This is a genomic window from Enterococcus gallinarum NBRC 100675 (genome assembly GCF_001544275.1).
Classification (GTDB): domain Bacteria; phylum Bacillota; class Bacilli; order Lactobacillales; family Enterococcaceae; genus Enterococcus_D; species Enterococcus_D gallinarum.
This window is the reverse complement of sequence record NZ_BCQE01000034.1, coordinates 18332-38749: the sequence shown is the minus strand read 5'-3', so window position 1 is coordinate 38749 and position 20418 is coordinate 18332. Positions and strand designations below refer to the sequence as shown.

30 protein-coding genes are annotated in these 20418 nt (G+C 36.8%); 27 read left to right on the top strand and 3 right to left on the bottom strand.

Going from position 1 to position 20418, the window contains the following annotated elements; translation table 11 throughout:
* Positions 1–112 precede the first annotated feature (112 nt).
* Both EG2_RS15875 and EG2_RS15870 read right to left on the bottom strand, forming a co-directional pair.
* Positions 113–1261 carry a tyrosine-type recombinase/integrase gene (locus tag EG2_RS15875; protein ID WP_060815383.1) on the bottom strand — a complete coding sequence of 383 codons (1149 nt, stop codon included), beginning with the start codon at positions 1259–1261 and terminating at the stop codon, positions 113–115.
* Between the two features lie 102 nt (positions 1262–1363).
* Positions 1364–1996, bottom strand: coding sequence for a LexA family protein (locus EG2_RS15870; RefSeq protein WP_060815382.1), 633 nt, complete (start codon positions 1994–1996; stop codon positions 1364–1366).
* A gap of 170 nt (positions 1997–2166) precedes the next feature.
* Here EG2_RS15870 and EG2_RS15865 point away from each other — a divergent pair, with 170 nt between their 5' ends.
* The 18 genes from EG2_RS15865 (at position 2167) to EG2_RS15780 (ending at position 11029) form a co-directional block, all read left to right on the top strand.
* Complete coding sequence (locus tag EG2_RS15865; RefSeq protein ID WP_060815381.1) at positions 2167–2397, top strand: helix-turn-helix transcriptional regulator; 231 nt, start codon at positions 2167–2169, stop codon at positions 2395–2397.
* A 14-nt stretch (positions 2398–2411) separates the two neighbouring features.
* The gene (locus EG2_RS15860; RefSeq protein ID WP_060815380.1) at positions 2412–2663 is read left to right on the top strand and encodes a hypothetical protein; all 252 of its coding nucleotides are present in this window, start codon (positions 2412–2414) and stop codon (positions 2661–2663) included.
* Positions 2663–2851 carry a hypothetical protein gene (locus tag EG2_RS15855; protein WP_060815379.1) on the top strand — a complete coding sequence of 63 codons (189 nt, stop codon included), beginning with the start codon at positions 2663–2665 and terminating at the stop codon, positions 2849–2851. The genes EG2_RS15860 and EG2_RS15855 overlap by 1 nt, the downstream gene beginning before the upstream one ends.
* Before the next feature lie 11 nt (positions 2852–2862).
* Positions 2863–3195, top strand: coding sequence for a hypothetical protein (locus tag EG2_RS15850; RefSeq protein WP_060815378.1), 333 nt, complete (start codon positions 2863–2865; stop codon positions 3193–3195).
* Entirely contained in the window at positions 3173–3412 is a 240-nt protein-coding gene (locus tag EG2_RS15845; RefSeq protein ID WP_060815377.1) for a hypothetical protein, read from the top strand. Before EG2_RS15850 ends, EG2_RS15845 begins: the two co-directional genes overlap by 23 nt.
* A gap of 28 nt (positions 3413–3440) precedes the next feature.
* Entirely contained in the window at positions 3441–3749 is a 309-nt protein-coding gene (locus EG2_RS15840) for a hypothetical protein (protein WP_060815376.1), read from the top strand.
* Positions 3746–5692 carry an AAA family ATPase gene (locus tag EG2_RS15835; RefSeq protein WP_060815375.1) on the top strand — a complete coding sequence of 649 codons (1947 nt, stop codon included), beginning with the start codon at positions 3746–3748 and terminating at the stop codon, positions 5690–5692. The genes EG2_RS15840 and EG2_RS15835 overlap by 4 nt, the downstream gene beginning before the upstream one ends.
* Positions 5692–6006 (top strand): hypothetical protein, encoded by a 315-nt coding sequence (locus tag EG2_RS15830; protein WP_060815374.1) that lies wholly within the window; start codon positions 5692–5694, stop codon positions 6004–6006. Before EG2_RS15835 ends, EG2_RS15830 begins: the two co-directional genes overlap by 1 nt.
* On the top strand, positions 6003–6194 hold the full coding sequence (locus EG2_RS15825; RefSeq protein WP_060815373.1) for a hypothetical protein: 192 nt from the start codon (positions 6003–6005) through the stop codon (positions 6192–6194). Before EG2_RS15830 ends, EG2_RS15825 begins: the two co-directional genes overlap by 4 nt.
* Positions 6191–7255 (top strand): recombinase RecT, encoded by a 1065-nt coding sequence (locus tag EG2_RS15820; protein ID WP_060815372.1) that lies wholly within the window; start codon positions 6191–6193, stop codon positions 7253–7255. Before EG2_RS15825 ends, EG2_RS15820 begins: the two co-directional genes overlap by 4 nt.
* Entirely contained in the window at positions 7252–7980 is a 729-nt protein-coding gene (locus EG2_RS15815; RefSeq protein WP_060815371.1) for an MBL fold metallo-hydrolase, read from the top strand. The genes EG2_RS15820 and EG2_RS15815 overlap by 4 nt, the downstream gene beginning before the upstream one ends.
* Before the next feature lie 11 nt (positions 7981–7991).
* Entirely contained in the window at positions 7992–8873 is an 882-nt protein-coding gene (locus EG2_RS18605) for a DnaD domain protein (protein WP_071870151.1), read from the top strand.
* Positions 8874–8877: 4 nt separating this feature from the next.
* Positions 8878–9348 (top strand): DUF1064 domain-containing protein, encoded by a 471-nt coding sequence (locus tag EG2_RS15805; RefSeq protein ID WP_060815370.1) that lies wholly within the window; start codon positions 8878–8880, stop codon positions 9346–9348.
* An 11-nt stretch (positions 9349–9359) separates the two neighbouring features.
* Positions 9360–9560: a DUF6877 family protein gene (locus EG2_RS15800; protein ID WP_060815369.1), complete on the top strand. Its 201-nt coding sequence runs from the start codon at positions 9360–9362 to the stop codon at positions 9558–9560.
* Entirely contained in the window at positions 9550–9738 is a 189-nt protein-coding gene (locus tag EG2_RS15795) for a hypothetical protein (protein ID WP_060815368.1), read from the top strand. The genes EG2_RS15800 and EG2_RS15795 overlap by 11 nt, the downstream gene beginning before the upstream one ends.
* Positions 9739–10497 (top strand): hypothetical protein, encoded by a 759-nt coding sequence (locus EG2_RS15790; protein ID WP_060815367.1) that lies wholly within the window; start codon positions 9739–9741, stop codon positions 10495–10497.
* Entirely contained in the window at positions 10494–10691 is a 198-nt protein-coding gene (locus EG2_RS15785) for a hypothetical protein (protein WP_060815366.1), read from the top strand. Before EG2_RS15790 ends, EG2_RS15785 begins: the two co-directional genes overlap by 4 nt.
* Positions 10692–10828: 137 nt before the next feature.
* Complete coding sequence (locus EG2_RS15780; protein WP_060815365.1) at positions 10829–11029, top strand: hypothetical protein; 201 nt, start codon at positions 10829–10831, stop codon at positions 11027–11029.
* Positions 11030–11069: 40 nt separating this feature from the next.
* On the opposite strand, the gene EG2_RS15775 is transcribed toward EG2_RS15780, so the two are convergent.
* Positions 11070–12017, bottom strand: a complete 948-nt coding sequence (locus EG2_RS15775) for a hypothetical protein (protein ID WP_060815364.1) — start codon at positions 12015–12017, stop codon at positions 11070–11072.
* 265 nt (positions 12018–12282) lie between these two features.
* On the opposite strand from EG2_RS15775, the gene EG2_RS15770 reads away from it, so the two are divergent.
* The 9 genes from EG2_RS15770 to EG2_RS15730 all read left to right on the top strand — a co-directional run bounded on the left by EG2_RS15770 (position 12283) and on the right by EG2_RS15730 (position 20416).
* Positions 12283–12798 (top strand): ArpU family phage packaging/lysis transcriptional regulator, encoded by a 516-nt coding sequence (locus EG2_RS15770; protein ID WP_060815363.1) that lies wholly within the window; start codon positions 12283–12285, stop codon positions 12796–12798.
* A 349-nt stretch (positions 12799–13147) separates the two neighbouring features.
* The gene (locus tag EG2_RS15765; RefSeq protein ID WP_060815362.1) at positions 13148–13327 is read left to right on the top strand and encodes a hypothetical protein; all 180 of its coding nucleotides are present in this window, start codon (positions 13148–13150) and stop codon (positions 13325–13327) included.
* Between the two features lie 41 nt (positions 13328–13368).
* Complete coding sequence (locus EG2_RS15760; RefSeq protein WP_060815361.1) at positions 13369–14640, top strand: site-specific DNA-methyltransferase; 1272 nt, start codon at positions 13369–13371, stop codon at positions 14638–14640.
* A 193-nt stretch (positions 14641–14833) separates the two neighbouring features.
* Positions 14834–15040, top strand: coding sequence for a hypothetical protein (locus EG2_RS15755; RefSeq protein WP_060815360.1), 207 nt, complete (start codon positions 14834–14836; stop codon positions 15038–15040).
* Positions 15041–15075: 35 nt separating this feature from the next.
* The gene (locus EG2_RS15750; RefSeq protein ID WP_060815359.1) at positions 15076–15882 is read left to right on the top strand and encodes a hypothetical protein; all 807 of its coding nucleotides are present in this window, start codon (positions 15076–15078) and stop codon (positions 15880–15882) included.
* Between the two features lie 47 nt (positions 15883–15929).
* The gene (terS, locus tag EG2_RS15745) at positions 15930–16778 is read left to right on the top strand and encodes a phage terminase small subunit (protein WP_060815358.1); all 849 of its coding nucleotides are present in this window, start codon (positions 15930–15932) and stop codon (positions 16776–16778) included.
* Positions 16763–18031 carry a PBSX family phage terminase large subunit gene (locus EG2_RS15740; RefSeq protein ID WP_060815357.1) on the top strand — a complete coding sequence of 423 codons (1269 nt, stop codon included), beginning with the start codon at positions 16763–16765 and terminating at the stop codon, positions 18029–18031. Before terS ends, EG2_RS15740 begins: the two co-directional genes overlap by 16 nt.
* Positions 18032–18051: 20 nt before the next feature.
* Positions 18052–19551, top strand: a complete 1500-nt coding sequence (locus EG2_RS15735; protein WP_060815356.1) for a phage portal protein — start codon at positions 18052–18054, stop codon at positions 19549–19551.
* On the top strand, positions 19511–20416 hold the full coding sequence (locus EG2_RS15730; RefSeq protein ID WP_060815355.1) for a phage head morphogenesis protein: 906 nt from the start codon (positions 19511–19513) through the stop codon (positions 20414–20416). Before EG2_RS15735 ends, EG2_RS15730 begins: the two co-directional genes overlap by 41 nt.
* Positions 20417–20418: the final 2 nt, after the last annotated feature.

The following is a 20418-nucleotide window of genomic DNA, read 5'->3' as shown; positions in this document are numbered from 1 at the left end:
TTTAATCCCTATTAAATAGCCTTTTGAAAGACCTGTTTTGAATAGATAACAGGTCAAGGGGCAAAAAAGGGGCAGAATTGAAAATATAATAATTTAAACCATAACCTAGTGATTAGAATCCTAGGTTATTTAATTTTTCTACAATATCGGTTTTTTGTTTTTCAGTTACATGAGTATAAATTTTCAGTGTAGTTTTTTCATCGTCATGGCCTACTCTTTGCATTATAGCTTTTATGGGTATGTTCAATTCAGATAATAAAGAAATGTGGCTATGCCTAAAAATGTGAGAATGCAGCTTTTTGTTTATTTTTTTATCCCCAAGCTTCTCATTATTATAATCTAGAGCGGCATTGAATGTATTCACTTGGATTGGTAATCCCGTTTTACCTATAAAAATGTAGCTGTCGTTATCATAATGATCATACTTCAATTTATTTTCTAAAATAACTTCATCCAAAATTTCAATAACTCGATTAGATATTCCTATTGTTCTATAAGATGCATCAGTTTTTGGCAATTCTTTTGTTGCATTCTTATAGCCTTTTGAGTAATCTAATGTGCCGTGAATATCTAGGAGCTTCTCTTCTTTTCTATAATTCTTTACTTGTAAACTGATTGCTTCACCAATTCTAACACCTGTTAAGTACATAAACTCTACTAGATTTCCCATTCTTTTAGATTGATGAGACGAATAGTATGCTGTTAATAATCGATTAACTTCTTCTTTTTCAAGGTACAAATCTTGGACTCTAGAGAACGTTTCAAGCGTTTTAGGTGGTTTAGGTATAATTACCTTCTTCATTGGATTATCTTTTACATACTGCATATTTACAGCGTAATCGAAAGCCATATTTAAGACTGATTTGTATTTTGATTTTTGAACGTGTGAAAAGGTCAGTGAGTTAATAAACTTTTGAAAAAATTGACTATCTGTATTTCTTATTTTTGCTTTCAAATTAAGATTATCATTCTTCTTAAAAGACTTCATAATGTTTGTATAATTACGAATAGTATTTGATCGTACAGTTTGAGAATGAAAATCCCACCATTCATCCAGAAGCTCTTGCAATGTGTGATCAGATTTTTTTTCTGCAGTTAGTATCCTGTCGATTTTTTCGTTTAATTCTTTTTGTGCTTGCTTTTTGGCTACATTTGATTTGCTAGTTAATGTGATAGATACTTTTTTTAATTCTTCAGTGTAAGGATCTTTATATCTTTCGATATATTTATATTTACCTTTAGCTAATTCCTCTATCCACATATTCATCATCTCCTATTTATGATAAAATAGGCACAACAAAATAAGCTATGCCTTATTTGGCAAAAATGCATTCTAACTTTGGACGGTGGGAATGCATTTTTTTTATAAGTCAAAACTCACTTGTAATGCTTTGCCAATAATTCTTGCTGGTGTATCAGGTGTAATAATAATTGGTGCAAAAGCACTATTATCTGCTGTCAGAATAACCAAACCATTTTGATGTTTTACTCTTTTTAAAGTCATTTCATCGTCTCCATTCACAATTACTGCAGCTATTTCCCCGTCTTCCACAACTGGTTGTTTTTTTATCAATACGTAACTGTTTTCTCGAATTGTTGGAGCCATAGAGTCACCTTTTGTTTTTAAATAGAACACTTCTCCATTAGGTAAATTGTCTTTAGGGACGCGTCTATAACCATCGAAGTTTTCAACAGCCAAAATAGGCTCTCCACAAGTAATAGTTCCTAATATAGGAACATCCACGAACTCATTTACTTTAAAATTGTTTGTGGATAATGCTTCATTATCCATTAGTAAGTCAGTTTTTTGAATATGAAAATAATCAGCTAGTTTTTGTATAGATCCTGAACGAGGCATTTTTTTCCCATTCTCCCAGTCCGATATAGTTGATTGTGATACACCAATTTCATTCGCTAACTCGACCATACTTATGTTTTTTAATTGTCTATATCGTTCTAAATTTTTTCCGAAAACAACCTTTAAATCTTCCGTCATGTCAAAAATCTCCTTCTATAATATATTTGAAAAAAAGTATATCACTTAAAGCGATTTTTGTATAGTGTAAAGCGATATATATATCATTTTTTGTATGTTTTTTATCGCTTTTTGCGTTGACTTATCGCTTAAAGCGATATATGATTGAAGCACAGAAAGGGGGAAATGACATGCCTAAAGAACAGATGATGACATTAGCAGCACTTAGGAAAAGAATGAGAATGTCGCAATCAGAAGTAGCAGAAGAGGTTGGGGTTTCCAGAGAAACAATAATGCGTTGGGAGAAGAACTCTTCTGATATGCCAGCAAAATATATGTTTATATTTGCTGAGCTTTATAAGTATCCAATAAACGGTATTTTTTTTGGCGATAGTATCGCTTTTAGCGATAGTTTGAAGTGAAGGAGGGCTAGTAAATGGGAATTACTAAAGTAAATGTGATAAGGATTACTCAAAAATTTGCAAATAAAGAGCAAGCAATGGAGTATTTCGGATTTGCACAGAAAAGTACAGCCACTTTTCAAAGATATTTAGCGGAATTCAAGCAGCATAAAGATTTTGGATCCGGATATATTAATCCAACGGGGGGGTATGTATTGATTGACATTGATAAATTTGAACAGTTCTTGAGATGGAAAGACGCGAATAAATTTCGAGGTGATAGTTGATGAAGTATTCACTAGACCAAGAGTTACTCATTAACAATCTCATAAAAGAAAAGATTCAAGATTTGCACCGACTCTTGCATGATAAGAAAAATGTGGTAAGTGATCGACAGCAAGAAAATGCTAGAAAGGAACTTAAGCAGTATCAAGAGTTGCTTTATCAAAATCAATTGAATCGAAACATTATGTAGGGGGAATAATCATGGCAAACAATAAAAAATGTACTGAACACTCTCAATTCTTAGTAAGTTTTCTAGCTAGGCACTTTGCGAATCATTATGCCAAGTTGACACTTGAGGAAAAAAAAGCTATCGAACGGATCGAAAACACTATCTCGAAAATGTACGCAATGGACACCACGCCAAATAAAGAAATGTTTCATGAACTGTTAGATACTTTGGAAGAAATGAACGACAAGAGCCACGGTGGAAAAGCTTATACGCACTCGATTGACTGTCTAATCAATATTTGGGATGAAATTTGCAACGTCAACTTTGAAGAGGAGGAAGAACATGAAGAAAATCTATTGGCTTAGGCGGATTGCAGTGCTTCTGTTTATGTTTGGAATCGGCGTGTTCGCAACTGGTCAGGCTCCAACATGGCTTAAGATTGGCTTTCCGACTACGGTCATGCTTTGGTTGATGATTTATGATGAAGCAATGTTTGAACGAGAAATGAAAAGGAGGGACAGGGTAACACGAAATGAGAAACAAAAAGAGCCTACACCAGTTCCAGCTAGTGTAAGCAAGTAAAACAAATTATTCAAGGAGAGTGTAACACATGAACGAAAAAATTCAAAATATGATAAAGGATTTAACCTTTGAATGTGCGAAAAACAATATTAGTTTCCAATTAGGGGCGTTTTCCGAAGAGGGATCGATTATTACTGCTCAAGGAGGCAACGAGGATCTCATTGCCTTAGTTATTTTAGAACAGTATAAAGAAACCTTGAAAGCTGTTGAAAAAGTTGATTGTGACTGTCCGAAGCATAAAAAACTAAAAGAACTTTTCGGGATTTCTGTGGATGAAGAAACAAATACTTCACTAGACAAAAGGCTTTCTGCTTTTCTCCGAGGTGATTTTAAATGAAAAAAATTATCCTAAACCGGTTATCATTAAAAAATTTCAAAGGACTAGAATCGTTTACTTTTGAACCGATGGGCCAAAATGCTACAGTAAGTGGCCAAAATGGATCAGGAAAGACGACATTGGCCGATGCCTTGCTATGGCTACTTTTTGGTAAAGATACTAGAGGCGCCAAATTAAATCCTAAACCCTTAGATAAGAACAACGACGAATTGTTAGGACTTGAGCCAACCGTTGTAGCGGAATTGATCATCAATGACACCATGGTTACGCTAAAACGCGTCCAAGAAGAAAAATGGAATACACCTCGAGGACAGTTAGAAAAAGTCCGAGGCAACGATACAACGAAGTACACGATTGATGGCGTGCCTAAGATGGAAAAGGAATGGAAGGCATACCTCGAAACCCTGGGCGCTGAAAACATTCTGCAGATGCTATTTGATTCTACATTCTTTATGAAAATGAATTGGAAGAATCGTCGTGAAATTTTGGTCAATATGACTGGCTTGACCGACGAAGAGATCATTGCTAAAGATCCAAAGTTAAAAGACATGGAAACGATCATCAAAGAACATTCAATTGATGATTACCGCAAAGTGCTCGCTTCACGAAAAAAAGAGATCAAACGGCAAATCGATGGTTTGCCAGCACGAATTCAAGAAGTCACTGAAATGTTTGTAAAAGCAAAAGCCGATATTGGTGATCAATCTGCAGATGAAATCCAAGAACAAGTGCTGGAATACGAGGCGGATGTATCGGAACTGCAAAGCAAATTGAATGCTGTCGCTGCAGATAATGCGGCGCTTGATCATCAAGAAGAGCTATCAAATCTGAAAATAAAACTGGCAGAAGCACAATCCGCTTATCTATCCAGTACCAATATGGAGACGCGATCTCTGCAAGACGATCTGAACAAGCAACAGCGAATTGTTAATGAAATCAGAAAGCTTAGGGATGAAGAGGAAAGTAAGAAAGATAAGATAATCAAGCAATTTTATGATTTGGAGTATTTCTTAACTGAACATCGGAATAAATTACGCCATTTAAAAGAAAGGACTTTTGATGAACATCAAAAAGTTTGTCCTACATGTGCACAAGAGTTACCGGCAGATCAAATCGAACAGATGGTTTCAAAATTTAATCAGCAGAAAGCAGTTGACATAGAAAAAAATATTGCTGAGGGGAAAGCAGCGAAAGAAAAATTACTTGCTTATAAGGAAACTATTGCTGCTCATGAAAATGAAAGTGCACGTTTGGAAAAAAGCTTGGCCGCTACAGAAGAAACATTGAACAAGATCAATTCAGAATTAGTATTTCTAGAAACTTCAACACAAAAGTTTGAAGAAACTTCCACGTATAAAAAAATTCAGGAAGAAATTAAACTTGTTCAGCAAAAGATTCTTAATGCTACGTCCGACACAGCAGTCGAGGAACAGGAGTTAAAAGAAAAGATCAGACAAAAACGTCAACTTATCGCAGAGGCTCAAGTGAAGTTTCAGCGTTTAGTAATTCTTTCCGATTACGAAAATCGGATCGAGGAACTGAAAAAAGAAGATGCTAATTTGAAAACACAAAATCAAGAGGTAGAACGCGAACTATTTCTTCTCGACGAGTTTACACGCAAAAAAGTTAGCTATCTTGAAGAGTCCATCAACAGCAAGTTCGAACTTGTGAAATTCAAACTGTTTAACATCCTGAAAAATGGCGGCCTCGAGGAAGTCTGTGAAGCGATATACAACGGCATAGAGTACGGAACTAGTTTGAATACTGGCGCCCGGATCAATTGTGACTTGGACATCATCAACACCTTAAGCAAAGAGTTTGGCTTGAGCGTCCCAGTATTCGTAGATAATACCGAATCAGTAAACGATCTGCATCCGATCAATTCACAAATGATTGAGTTGCGTGTAACAAAAAATAAAAATCTGAAAGTAGAGGTAGTGTAGTGGATTCTATAGAAAAGGTCAATAAAGAGCTCAAAACGAGGCTAGATAAGGCTAATAAGCTACAGAATCAGTATAAAGCTCTGGATGAAATTGAAACAAAACTTAGGAAAGGAAAGACGAAGTTTACTTTACACACACTGATTTTCGATGGATATACCTACCGCGAGGACCTGGGCGGTCGATTGAACGAAGATTTCGGCATTGATGGTCTGGATAGTGTGATCCAAACATTACTTCTAGCTGAGATTGTAAATCGAAAACAAGATATTGAACAGTTCTTCTCTACTGCAGAAAAGGAGTTGAGGATTGAATGAATGGTATTTTAGTTTATGCGAAAACCAGAAATGAACGTCAGTTTATTGGCATTTTCAATAATTTAGAAGACTTGCAATCAGAAGTGATTGAAATTCTTGGGGTAACGAACAGACCGGATTTAACTAGCAAAACTTATTTTTCTTTGAATGGAGAAGAATACAAATTATTTATGGAGGGTGAAAAATGACAAATCAGAATACACCAGCAAAAGTATACAAATCACAGCTAGCAAAAATTAACGACACGTACATGCCGCAGATTGAAAGCCAATTGCATGGTAATGGTATCCATATGACCGAGTATCAGCGTACTTGTGTAATCAATTCAATCTCGGCAATTAACGAAATGCTCGTAAAGGAAGGTATCAGTGTTGGGGATATTGATCAAAGTAACTTGACCCAAACTTTGATGCATGTGGCGGCCTTACAGTTGAACGCAACAGCTACACCTCGTGAGGTGTATTTCATCAAACGTAAGCAAAAAAATAAAAATGGCACTGAAATCCAAATCGTTGAGATGGGAATTGAGGGAGACGGAAATGATGCCATTTTGTCTCGATTTGGTCGAAGCGTTAAAAAAGTACATCGTCATTGGGAAGTCCGAGAACATGATGGATTTACTTATCCAGGATATGCAGGTTTGGAAGTGACTCCGCCAACTTGGACGCCTAAAGGAGAAGGCAAGGTAATCCGGGTTGTCTATCCAATCGAGTACAACGATGGTCAAGTAGAATTTTTTATTGCCGAACGCGAGGATGTAAAAGCTAATTTATTAGCTCATATGTATAACAACTTGATGTGGGATAACAAAAAAACCGAGAAAAAAGAAAAAATCAAAGAATTTTCCGAGGTGCATTCTCTCGATGAAATTTTAGATAGTACCGAGATGCAAGAACTCGGTAAGATAAGTCCTGCTTGGAAAGAACCACAAAGTAGAGAGTCAATGATTATTCGAAAAATGAGAAATAGAATTGTCAAAAAAATTCCGAAAGATTTCTCCAACGCCTATATTCAATCAATTGTTGAATCTGTCGAAGATGATTTCCAAACGCGCCAACTACAACGCAAAGAAGCAGAAATTATCGAAGAAATCGATCAAAATGCGAATACTGAAATCTTAGATCCTAGACCTGCTGAAAAAGATGATCGTCCCAAAAATGTAACTGAAGATGGAGAGATTCAAGAGGGACAATTCACAGATGAACCGCAGCAAAGCAACCTTGATCTTGGAGAGGATGATCCATATTGATCTCTATCAAAGTTTTCGGTTCGGGAAGCAAAGGAAATGGCTATTTAATTGACGATGGCCATTCTCAATTGATTATCGAGTGTGGTGTCCCATTCAAAGATGTTCAACAACAAATGGGACACGACTTTTCTAGAGTGGTAGGTACTCTTATCACTCACGAGCATCGAGATCACTGTAAATATATCAGTAGTCTGATCGATAAAACTGCAGTTGATGTTTATGCGACAGATGGCACCATCGCAGCTATGTTCGATGATCAAACACTGAGATTAAACAGACATCATGTGTACCGGTTTAACAAACTGCATTATAAACAAACAAAGAAAATCGGCACATGGTACGTCACGGCATTCGAGATTCAACACGACGTAAGAGAGCCAGCTGGGTTCCTGATCGATAATGCTGCAGGCGACAGACTTGTCTTTATCACAGATTCATATTACGTAAAGTATCTTTTTCCCAACATCACTCACATGATGGTCGAAGCGAATTACTCAAAAGATATTATTGATCAGAAAATGAATCGAGGATTTGATATCAAGCGAAAAGAACGACTTTTTGAAAGCCATTTTGATTTTGAACGAACGCTTGAGTTTATCAAGAAAAACAAAAGCGATCAGCTACAAGAAGTCTGGCTGTTGCATTTATCAGATGCAAATAGTCATGAAAAACAATTTAAAGAGGAAACGCAGAAGATTGTTGGCGTTCCTGTTTACGTAGCATAGGGGTGACAAGAATGAACCATGGCTATGTAAAACTTTATAGAAAAGTGATGGATTCATTCGTATGGACTAACCCCAATATGTATAAGCTATGGTCTCTTTGTTTAATGAAGGCCTCTCATGAACGGAGAAAGTTTCTTTTCAATGGAAAAGAAATATGGCTGAACAGCGGTGAATTCGTCACAGGGCGCGACGCGATAACGTTTGAAATGAACAAGGGAGCCAAACGTGAACATCAAGTGAACAGCGCTTCTGTATGGAGATGGCTTAAGAAATTCGAAAGTGAGCAAATGTTGAACATCAAATCAACTACGAAATACAGCGTCATATCAATAAATAACTGGGATGAATATCAAGGTAGTGAACAACAAGTGAACATCAACCGCACAACAAGTGAACAACAAGTGAACACAAACAAGAATGATAAGAATGATAAGAATGAAAAGAATAATAATAACAATAATAGCGAACATCCTGCCGAGCTTGTTCAAAAACTATACGGAAAGTTCCCAACAGGAATTCTTCAAGGAGAACTTTCACGATGGGTACAGGAATGGCCAAGAGAAATGATTTGTTTTGCGATACAAACTTCTTTCGATTACGGAAAGGAATTGAGTTCACTCAAACCTTATATAAATCGAATTCTTGATAATTGGAGAATTAACAAGATTGATAATCTGGAGAAGGCGATTGAAGCAAACAATCAATTCAAAAACAGAACTAACAAGCCTATTCAAAATGCCAATTATTCATCAAGAAAAATCGTTCGATCAGAACCTATACCGAATTGGATGAACGAAGAACAATCGGAACCTGTTTTATCTCCTGAGCGCCAGGCCGAAATCGATGCGAAATTACAGAATTACTTAAATCAAAAGAAAAATAAAAAGGAGTGATCATTTGTCCTCACCAACTGCATTAAATAAACGAGGCAACAAAGTTCATTTGGATGACTTTGTTTTCGACTCAGAAAAAGAAGCATTGTTTTATCAGCGTTTTGTTATAAGTAGCGGACTGCCTTTTGAGGTGCACCCTCGCTTTAAACTAACTGAGCTGACCAAATTACCAGGAGGCGGAGGGAAGATTTCCCAAATTGCTTACTCTCCAGATTTCATTATTAAAAATATGGATGGTAGTTGGCGGCATGTGATCGATGTTAAAAACAGTTTTGGCATGTATGGCATCGATCAATCTAACAAGCTGAGATTTAGACTTTTTGCTATCAAGTATGGACATCCGGTTGAGGCTGTTGTGATTCGAAAGAATGATTTCAAAGTAATCACACAGGGCGTGACAAAACCTTTGAATGAGAAACGTCCATTTATAGCGAGGGACTTTGATTATCACTGGAAAGATGCAACCGGCTACTAAGGAGTGGTTAAGTGAATGAGATAGATCGAGTAGAAGCAGAAATAAATAAACTTGTTGCAGAAAATGATTTTCCAGTTGAAGTATTAAACGATGTTTTTCATCGTCTTAACTGTTGTTCAGATTATCAATACGCAAAGCAGCAGTTACGCTATTTGCAAAATTTTAAAAATCAAATTTTAGATAAAAAAGGAGGGCTTTCGGATGGAGATTAGCGAGCTCGGAACAATTATAACAAGCCTAGCAAAACTTCACGGAGATGAATATAAGGAAGTTACCATTGCCGCAATCCAGTATGAAGAAGGAAAAACACTTCATGTATCAACATCTTCGCAATCCTTAGGGGTTATTTCATGTATCATATTTGATTCAAAAAATAAGGAGGATAAATAAATGACATTAGAATTCAACGCAACAGTACGTGACAAAGGTTTAGGAAACGATGATAAAAAGAAAATCTTGCTTGAGGTGCCAATCAGCGAGTTAAAAGGAAAAGTAGAAGAACTGACTCAGCTAACTAATAAAGCAGTCACAATCCAAATTATTCCTCAATATTATCGTTATACAGTGCCTTTCGATAAAAGCACCAATGCACCAACTCAAGAGTATGTTGTCAATAATGACGGAACGATTGATTTTGTTGAGAAAGAACAAACACAGTTAGAAGTTGACGAACAAGGAAATATTGATATCGAAAATCGTCCATTTGAAGTGACCAAAGAAATCGTAGACGAGTTTATCCGTGCAGCAAAATCTCTTGAGTTTCCTGGAAACATTAATCCGCGAAGTGTGTTGATCAGAATTGAAGATGGAGAACCGATAGAAGAAATTGCAAAAGATTACGAAATGTCTGCTCTCACTGTTTTAAATGAACTTGAAAAAGCACGAGAGTATTATGCTCCTTACGCAGCAGCTTGGGACAAAAAACGCAATGAGGTTGTTTTCCAAGAGACCAAAGAAGAAGCTGAGGATGAGGATAACAAATCAGAAGAAAACAGTACCGAAAGTGATGATTTGAGTACCAAAACCGATGAAACTGATACCGGTATGACCAATTCTGATACTGAGGGTGAACTTATTCAGGAAGATGAGCATTCGGATATCAGTGAAAACGAGCCATCAGTAGATGATGAAGAAGATGATCCTTATTGACATTTGAAGACGGAAAAACAATTATCCTTCAAGATGCAAAGTTTTATTGGAGTGTTGCTGTAATTAACCAAGCAAAAAATCTATTTGAAAAGGGATTTAAGCCATCACAGGTTGCGGAAATCATGAACGAAAAAGTGATTGATATCGGGTTAGTATATCTTCATTTGCTGGAAACAAAACAATTGAGAAGGTGATCGTATGACCTGCAGCAGATGTAAAGATGAACGTATCATTTGGGGAAAAGATAAATATGGCCGGGCAGTAGCAATCAACTGTCCGGATTGCAATAGAAATGGAATCGCGGTTCGGAAAGAAACAAAGGAGTGGGAACATGGGCATCACAGAAGTTTTCTGGGCAAACGTTGATTGGCATTTGAAAAATAAAAATCTTGTTTTAAGCAAAACGCAAATGATTGCTAAAAACAAAAAAACTAGTGTCACACTAAGAACGGTTGGAGAAATCGCAAAGAAATTGGGTATTGATGATTATGCCATCTTATTTGAGCAGCTAGATGATGAAAAAGTCAAGTGACTGGTATAGAAAAAAGCATGAAAATAAAAATAGAAGAAGATTAATTATCTTCCTCTACACTTTCATCAATATTTGTGTTGGTATCAATTTTCTTTATAGTGCCGATTGCTTTAACACGATCAAGTTTTTTTTGTTCAATGAGTGGTGGGAATGAGTTAGCAACTTCATTTGCAGCAGTGATAGAAGCTTCGAAACCAACACCGATATTCATAAGCTTATCTGTATTTTCAATTACTTTAGACATTTGATTTAGTATTTCGCCTGTGTTGTCTAGATTCTCTTCTTCAAGAAATCTTTTAGCTAGATCTTCGTTGATTTTAGCATTGGCTTTTGCTGTGGCTGCTTTAAAATCAGCCAATGTTTTGGCATCTAAATCTAGTGTTTCCAATTGGGACTCTAAAGCCCTATTTTGTCTAATGCCCACTTGGGTTCGCTGAACTATAGTTGTTAATTTCCCAAAAAGTTTAACTGCTCTATCGGCTATGAAGGAAACAATAAGCCATTCTGATCCCACATCAAAATTATTCAATCTAATATCAGATTGAAAATCTGGGAGTATTTTTAATAATCTTAGAGTTTCATTTAAGGTTCCTACAATCTCATTGAATTCGCTAAAAGTTAATTCTCTGTTAGGCAGACTAATTACTAATGAATGTTGATCTTCAATTTCAGAATGTAAGTTTTGTTTTATCAATTCTAAACATGATTCTGATTTATATTTTATTTGATTAACATTTCTTACGAAAATATTTTTCTTGTCTTGAGAAAAAATGACATATTCAGATTTACTTGAATTTACTAGTAAATCATTATCAAAAAGTTCCTTATAAGGTTTATCAATAAAACCCAATTTTTCTAAGTTGATTATTGATAAAAATATCTCAGAATATCTCTTGGTTTTGTAACCTGAATTAACGTGTTCAAACTCAATGTTAGATAAGTATGGTAGGTTTTCTTCAATAACTTTTTGTATCTCTCTTAAGCGCATATAGATCAGCTCCTCTAATATTCATATTTAAAATATTAACACAATGACTTTTAATAAACTATGGCAGAGTTAGCGTTTACCCTAAACAAAATTTTTCTTGAGCTGGATTCGGCAAAGCAATAGCACATCCTTTAAAAGTAACTTGGATAACGGCTCTTACAAAGCCTTAAAAAAGCCAACTCTTACGAGATGACTTCTACATGATATTTATAATATTTTCGACAAACATATTATATCACAATGATTGTAGGAGGAATCAGACAATATGGCACTTTTTGATGTAAACAAGTATCAAATCCCGGATCCTGACCAGATTGATATGAAACTCACGAGAAATAACTTCGAGATTTTCATGACTGAATATGGAGCGATTAGAGAAAAAGTTGGGAAAAACAGAATGCCAAAAATGACTCAATCTTTTGGGCCTGTCGCTTCCTCTCCACACCGTGAATACTCAGGCGATGCAGAGCGTTTTATGATTGAACGTGAAGAGTTTATGCCTGAATACAAAGAGTTACATTCGATATTTGGTCAAGGATATTTAGCGATAAGCAATCCTTTAAGAGATGGCGGGACTGAACGACGCAGGCAACTATTTATGCTTAGGTATGTGTATGGACTTAGTATTAAGCAAATTTGCGAACGAACTTATGCAGGCAGGACCTTTGTTTCAGACGAAAGTCAGAAAGGATTTATCCAGTTTTGCAAGAAGGTTGGTCTATTAGTTTATGCAGATGAGACAGATAAGATGATCAAAGAAATTGGCAAAACATTTTATTAATGAACATTTTGCGGAATATCGCGGAAAATTACGGTGAATTTCCGGCACACAGCGGTCATTTATCTTGTTATTATGATATTGTCAAAAAGATTAAGAGAGCCGGTTATTGGACTACTCACAAAATCCTAAAAACCGAAAGGGGGCAAATCCCCTCATCGCTCATTCTTCTTAAGTTGAATAAAAAGACAGCATATTAATTTGATGGAGGTGATTCCTCTTTTCGAAATTCGCTAGTGCTGTCTTTTTGTTCTTCACATCAAATTCATAAGATACTAATCAATTCTTTTAACACATACGTTGCGGATCAGAGGTAACATGTTACCAACATAAGACGAAGGGATTTGATCAGATGAATGCATTAGAATTAGCTACTAAAATTAAAAATAATTCGGAGTGGAGAAAAGCCTATGATCGCATCGAAAATGCCAAGAGCTACGAAAAGAAAATGAAAGCTTTCCAGAATTTTGAGAAAAAGTTCGGAATTAATTTAAATGATTCTATCGGAATTTATGTAAAAGGATTTCTATAAAAGTCTCTGAACTAGAGGCTTTTTTATTTTGGGAGGAAATTATGAAAATATCAAAAATGAAGCTCACTGATCTTAAGCCTGCAGATTACAATCCACGGATAGATCTTACTCCAGGAATGGATGAATACGAAAAACTGAAACAATCAATCATCGAATTCGGTTTTGTCGATCCGCCTATTTTTAACGTACGTACAGGACATCTTGTTGGTGGCCATCAACGTGTCACTGTTGCGCGAGATTTGGGCCTATTTGACGAGATAGAAGTTTCAATCGTAGATTTACACCTTGAGAAGGAAAAAGCCCTTAATTTGGCTCTCAATAAGATTTCCGGCAGATGGGATGAAGAGAAATTAGCTATTCTCTTAAAAGAGCTAAGTGAAGACGATGTTTCTTTAAGTGGTTTTGATCTTGAAGAAGTTGACGATTTAATTGCGGATTTTGATTATCAAGAAGATATTAATCAACCAATTGTTGAAGACGACTTTGATGTGAATCAGTTTATTGAAGACCACCCAGAACCTAAAACAAAACGTGGCCAACTATGGCAACTAGGTAATCATTTTTTGCTTTGTGGAGATTCGACGGATCAAACTGATGTTGATCGCTTAATGCAAGGAAATAAAGCAGACTTAGTTGTAACGGATCCGCCTTACAACGTTGCAGTTAAATCTACAAGCGAAGAACTAACAAATACCGGACGTGGGGAAATTCTAAACGATAACATGGATCACGATGCATTCGTGGGCTTTTTAGAGCAAGTCTTTCTTAATTACGCGCAACTCATGCATGATCAAGCGGCGATTTATGTCTTTCATGGATCGTCATACCAACGTGAGTTTGAAAATGCGATGAATGCTGCAGAAATTGACGTTAGATCACAGTGTATTTGGGTCAAGAACAATGCGACCTTTGGATGGAGTCAATACCGTTGGCAACATGAGCCTGTGTTTTATGCACACAAGCGAAATCAGGCACCTGAATGGTACGGTGATAGAAAACAAACCACTGTCTGGAAAGATGATTTGATCCAAGATATCCCGGATGTGAGTATCTGGCAAATTGCTAAAGATGATGCAATGAAATACTATCATCCAACACAGAAGCCGCTATCTCTAATTGCAATTCCGGTGAGAAATAGCTCGAAACGTCAAGATATAGTTGTGGATCTCTTTGGAGGATCCGGAAGTACGTTAATGACTTGCGATCAATTGCAGCGAACGTGTTACACAATGGAGCTTGATCCGATTTTTTGTGATGTGATCATCGATCGATGGGAGAAAGCTACCGGGAAAACTGCAGTTTTAATAAACTAGGTTATAAAGCTTACTTTTGGGAACTTGCAACGAAGTCATTTGAAAGGAGCTTATAAATAAAAAAGAGGCCGGTGCGCTAACACCGACCCTTTCCACGAGGATCGCTCCCCGAAGATACAGAGAATGCCCACGCGTGGTCTTTCGATACCCTCTGTATCTTTTAGCATTATATCTAATGCGGGGTGCTTGCACAATGGGAACAGAAGATTTTGATTTTGAGTATGAACTAAAAAAGGCAGAGGAGAGAGCTGAAACGGTTGATGAGTATAAAAGAATTATTCGAGTTGCTCTTGGAAAATGGCTGTCCAACCTTCAATCTGGGGAAATTAAGCTCAATTCTGTAAGTGATTTGAAAGTATTGATTGAAGCTGATCTTATGTTGAAAGATATTGATAGTTAGTAGATAATTAAATTAAAACTAACGGAGGTAATAAAATGTTACCAGATATTTTTTATGATTCAAATGGAGAGATTGTATGGTCAGCTATTTCAGCTACTGTTTCAGTTATCTCTGCTGGCCTTGTGTTTGCAGGTGTAATTATGAATATATACACACAAAGGAAAATAGCAAAACAACAAATAGACGCAAATTTAAAAGCAAAAGCAAGAATAGAATGGATCAATGAAGTGCGTCATAAGTCTTCAGATTTAATATCTCTCTTATTATCTTTACAAAAAAAAGAAATTGACTACAATGAACAATGGTTAAAAATAGAAGAAGCTTCAGAGTTGTTAAAACTGTACTTTAGTTATAATGACACTGAAGATATTTCTAATGACGTATCTTTTGGAGATGAAGGTATTACGTTTAGTGAAAAAGCTAAAAGTATTATCGAAAAGAACGATGATAACAAAGGAAAAAACAAGTATTTGAGAAGTTGTGTTGATGTATTAGTCGATAATTTCAGAAACGATAGTTATAGAGTCACTATAGAGAACAAGCGGCAATTGTTAAAAGCGTACAATAATTTCTTATCTGATCAAAATGAAATTACTAAATATGTTCCTGAAGAAGAAGTTGAATTTGATAATGGGGAAAGAGCTACAAGTTATGATTATTTTCCAAAAGAAGGATATGAAAGTAATTATTACGAAATTGAAGAGAAACTTGATAATAACGAAAATGCTCGTAATAAAGCAGATGAAAAACTCAAAGGGTATCACAAAGCTATAGATCAGTTCTCCATTATCATAAGTTTGTATTTAAAAATTGAATGGGATAAAGCGAAAAATGGAGAATGAGAAAACAAAACTCAACTAATTAGTGATCGTGAGGTGGTGCATTTTGAATGGCTAGGCAACGAGACCCCAGAAGGGATCAAGCAAGAGAAATTTGGATGAAATCTAATGGCGAAAAGCTTTTGAAGGATATTGCTGAGGAACTTGGCGTTTCTGATTCTCAGATTAGAAAATGGAAATCGCAGGATAAATGGGCAGAAGAATTGAAAGGTAATGTTACCAATGCGAAAAGTAACGTTACCAATCGAGGTGGCGCACCGCCAGGAAATCAAAATGCCAAAGGAAACAAAGGGAACAAACAGGCGTCTCCGCCATCAGGCAATAAAAATGCTCTGAAAACAGGTGAATATGAAACCATATTTGCGGACTATCTAACTGAAGAAGAGAAGGATCTTTATTCGAATTTGAATGATGATCCTTTTTTTGTTATGTCAGAAGAGGTCCGGCTGTTAAAAATAAGGCAGCGAAGAATGATGAAGCGTATTGCTGACGCAGAAGCGGGGTTAAACGAAAGGGAGCTAGAAAAGCTTTACGAATTACGTGGCAGAAAAACACTTGTGGAATCTAAGAAGTCAGGTCAAAAAATTCAAGTTGAAGTTCCTGACTTGGTTTTGACAGAAATGAAGGAACATTCTTTTCGAAAGATTGAAGACGTACTGTCCATTGAGGAGGCGTTGACTAGAGTCAGTGCTCAATTGCAACGAGCGGTTAAGCAGATGAATGAAATCATCTTGAATGAAAATAGGCGAACACTATTGGATCGCCAATCAGAAAAACTAGATGTAGAGATCAGACGACTTAAAATGCAAATTGATGATTTGGATCCAGAAGAAATAGAAGATGACGGATTCTTGGCAGCATTGGAAGCTGAAGGTGAAGAACTATGGCCAGAAGAGTAAGACAGGCGGTATTCAAGTTCAAACCTTTCAGCAAAAAGCAGAAGATGATTCTTACATGGTGGACCAAGAAGTCTGCTGTCAAAGACAAAGATGGAATCATAGCCGATGGCGCTATTCGTTCAGGCAAAACTATTTCAATGTGTTTATCATATGTCATGTGGGCTATGTCAACGTTTGACAGTAAGAACCTTGGTATGGCAGGTAAGACAATCGGCTCGTTTCGGCGGAATGTTCTTTTTTGGTTAAAACTCATGCTTCTATCAAGAGGATATCGATACAAAGATCATCGTGCTGACAATATGTTGGAAGTCACTAAAAAAGGCAATACCAATTACTTCTATATTTTCGGCGGTAAAGATGAACGATCGCAAGACTTGATTCAAGGTATTACATTAGCTGGCATGTTCTTTGATGAGGTAGCGCTTATGCCAGAATCATTTGTAAATCAAGCGACAGGACGTTGTTCTGAAAAAGGGTCAAAATTCTGGTTTAACTGCAACCCTGATGGACCATATCATTGGTTCAAGATCAATTGGATCGATAAGCTCAAAGAAAAGAACCTGGTATATCTCCATTTCACCATGGATGACAACCTTAGTTTGGACGAAACAATTAAGCAAAGATATCGCAACATGTATTCTGGCGTATTCTACCAACGCTATATTCTCGGGCTTTGGACAGTAGCTGAGGGTATTATTTACGATATGTTTGATCAAGCGAAACATGTGTACAAAAAAAAAATTGATCTTGCAACTGGCGAAACCTACGTGAGTGTTGACTATGGTACGCAAAATGCAACCGTCTTTTTAATGTGGCAAAAGAGCAAAGACGGAAAATGGGTATGTGTCAAAGAATACTACTATTCTGGTAGAGATAAGAAGAAGCAAAAAACTGATAGTGAGTTTGCTACTGATTTAGTGGAGTTTCTTTGTGGCATAAAACCAAAGGCAATCATCATTGATCCTTCAGCAGCTTCTTTTATTGCTGAATTAAGAAAATATGGATACTTCATCAGAAAAGCCAATAACGATGTTCTTGACGGAATAAGATTCGTTGGTTCTCTTTTGAATGAAGATAAAATAGCTTTCGCACCAAATTGCATTAACACTCTGAAAGAGTTTAGTGCCTATATTTGGGATGTGAAAGCTGTTAATCGTGGAGAAGATAAACCTACTAAGCAAAATGACCATGCTATGGATGCTGTTAGGTATTTCTGTTATACCGTACTAAAACCAGATGGATGGTTATATTAGATGAAAGGAGTGATTGATCATTGGATCCAAAATATTTTTTATCTCAGGACCCTAAGATTTTAGCAACCGCAGTGAAACAAGCTGTGAATTCGGATCGCACAGCAAGCTATAAGCGTAAAATGCGCAAAGGCGTCGATTATTACAAATACAAACATGATATTTTGCATTTCCGGCTGTTTTATGTTGATAACGAAGGCAAAGTACACGAAGAAACATCAAGAAGCAATATCAAAATACCGCATGGCTATCTGACAGAGCTTATTGATCAAAAGGTCCAATACTTGTTATCAAATCCTGTTGAAATCAAGACAGAACAAAAAGGACTACAAGAATTACTTGATCAGTACATCGATGAGGATTTTCAATTGATGCTGCAAGAATTGGTTGAGGGCGGTAGCCAAAAGGGCTATGAATTCGTTTATACGAAGTTAGGCGAGGATCGCTTGTCATTTCAAGTGGCTGATAGCTTAAAAGTAATTGAAATCTATGATGCAGATTACAATTTAATTGCTATTATCCGATACTACGATACCGACATCTACCAAGATGGCAAGACGGTGCGTGTTACTCGATCTGAGTTGTGGGATAGCGAGAAAGTCTGGTACTTCATCAGCGAAGGCGGCTATTTACAAAGCTTTAAGCTTGATCCTAAGGTAGCGGTCAATCCTTTGTACCATGACACAAGATTGAACCCTGAAACCAAAGAAGCATACGGGCGATCAATTGGGAATGCGCTTGGCGTTGCTGATTTTATTCCCTTTCTGCGATATGACAATAATAAATACCAAACTACTGATTTAGATCCAATTAAACCATTGATTGATGACTACGATTTAATGGCCTGCGCATTGTCAAATAACTTACAGGATTTTGATCAGCCATTTTTTGCTGTCAAAGGCTTTAATGGTGACGGTTATGAACAATTGATCAATAACCTACGATCGCGTGGAGCAGTTGGTGTTGGTGATACCGGTGGTCTTGATGTCCATACTGTCAATATACCAGTGGAGGCCCGCAAAGCCAAACTGACGGTTGATAAAGAGGGTATCTACAAATTCGGCATGGGATTTGATTCCTCGCAAGTCGGTGATGGCAATGTGACCAATGTGGTTATTCAATCTAGATACACCTTGCTAGATCTAAAGTGTAATAAAGCAGAAATCCGCTTGCGTAAGATCATAAAACAAATGCTTGAACTGATAGTTGCAGATATCAACCAGCGTAACAGCACCGCTTATGATACATCTGACCTTGAAATCATAATTACTCGTGACACTATGGTCGATGAAACAGAAGTTGAAGAACGTGAGAAAACCAAAGCAGAGCGTAAACAGCTCGAAATTGACAATATCTTGAATGCTGCAGTCCGCTTGGATGATGAAACAGTACTCAAATACATTTGCGAAGTCTTCGATCTTGATTATGAAGAAATCCAAAAGTTGTTGGATGAACAAGACTATGAAGAGGAAGTGATTCCAGGTGTCGAAGTACCAGAAGGAGATAGAATCACTACTAAATAGGTCGGAAGCCAATATTACCAAAGACCTGAAAAAACTCTACAAAGATTTAGCAAATGAAATTACCCAAGAAATTATTGCCTTAGCCGAACAAATTGAAAAAGACGATAAATTCAGTAAAAAGCTTCAAAAGGAGCGCCTTGAGTCTATTCGTAGTCAAATGTATGCGAAAGCGAATCAGCTTGAAGGGGATCAACAAACAAGTATGTTTGATTTTTTGGCTCATGATGCCAGCACTGCTTATAACGAACTCTTTTACGAGTTCGAAATGAGCGAGAAAATACCTCTTTCCTTTGCTATGCTGACAGAAAAACAAATAGCTACCATAATCAATACACCAGTTGCAGGTAGGAAGCTTTCAACTCGTCTAAAGGGTAATTCTTCCAAGATGAAGAAGAACCTTAACAGAGTGCTTACAAGGGGCTTTAGTAAAGGGTGGTCAACTCAAAAAATGGCTGCTCAAATAGCTGAAATCGGTGATGCCAATTATCGAAGAGCCATGAATATCGCTCGAACGGAATCAGGGCGTGTCACAAGTGTCACTCGCCAGCAGTCACAACAGCATGCCAAAGAACTTGGAATAAAAGCTGAGAAAAAGTGGGTATCAACACTAGACGGCGATACACGTAATAATCATCGGAAATTGGATGGTCAAATCCGAGCAATCGATGAATATTTTGAAGTTGGCGGTTTGAAAACTTTGCAGCCACATATGTTCGGTATTGCTAGTGAGGATTGCAACTGTCGATGCCGTACAGTCAATGTGATCAAAGGATATGAGCCAAAACTGAGGCGTGACAATGCAACTGGTGAAGTTTCTGCTTATAAGAATTACCAAGAATGGATAAATAGTAAGAGGGAGGAATAAGC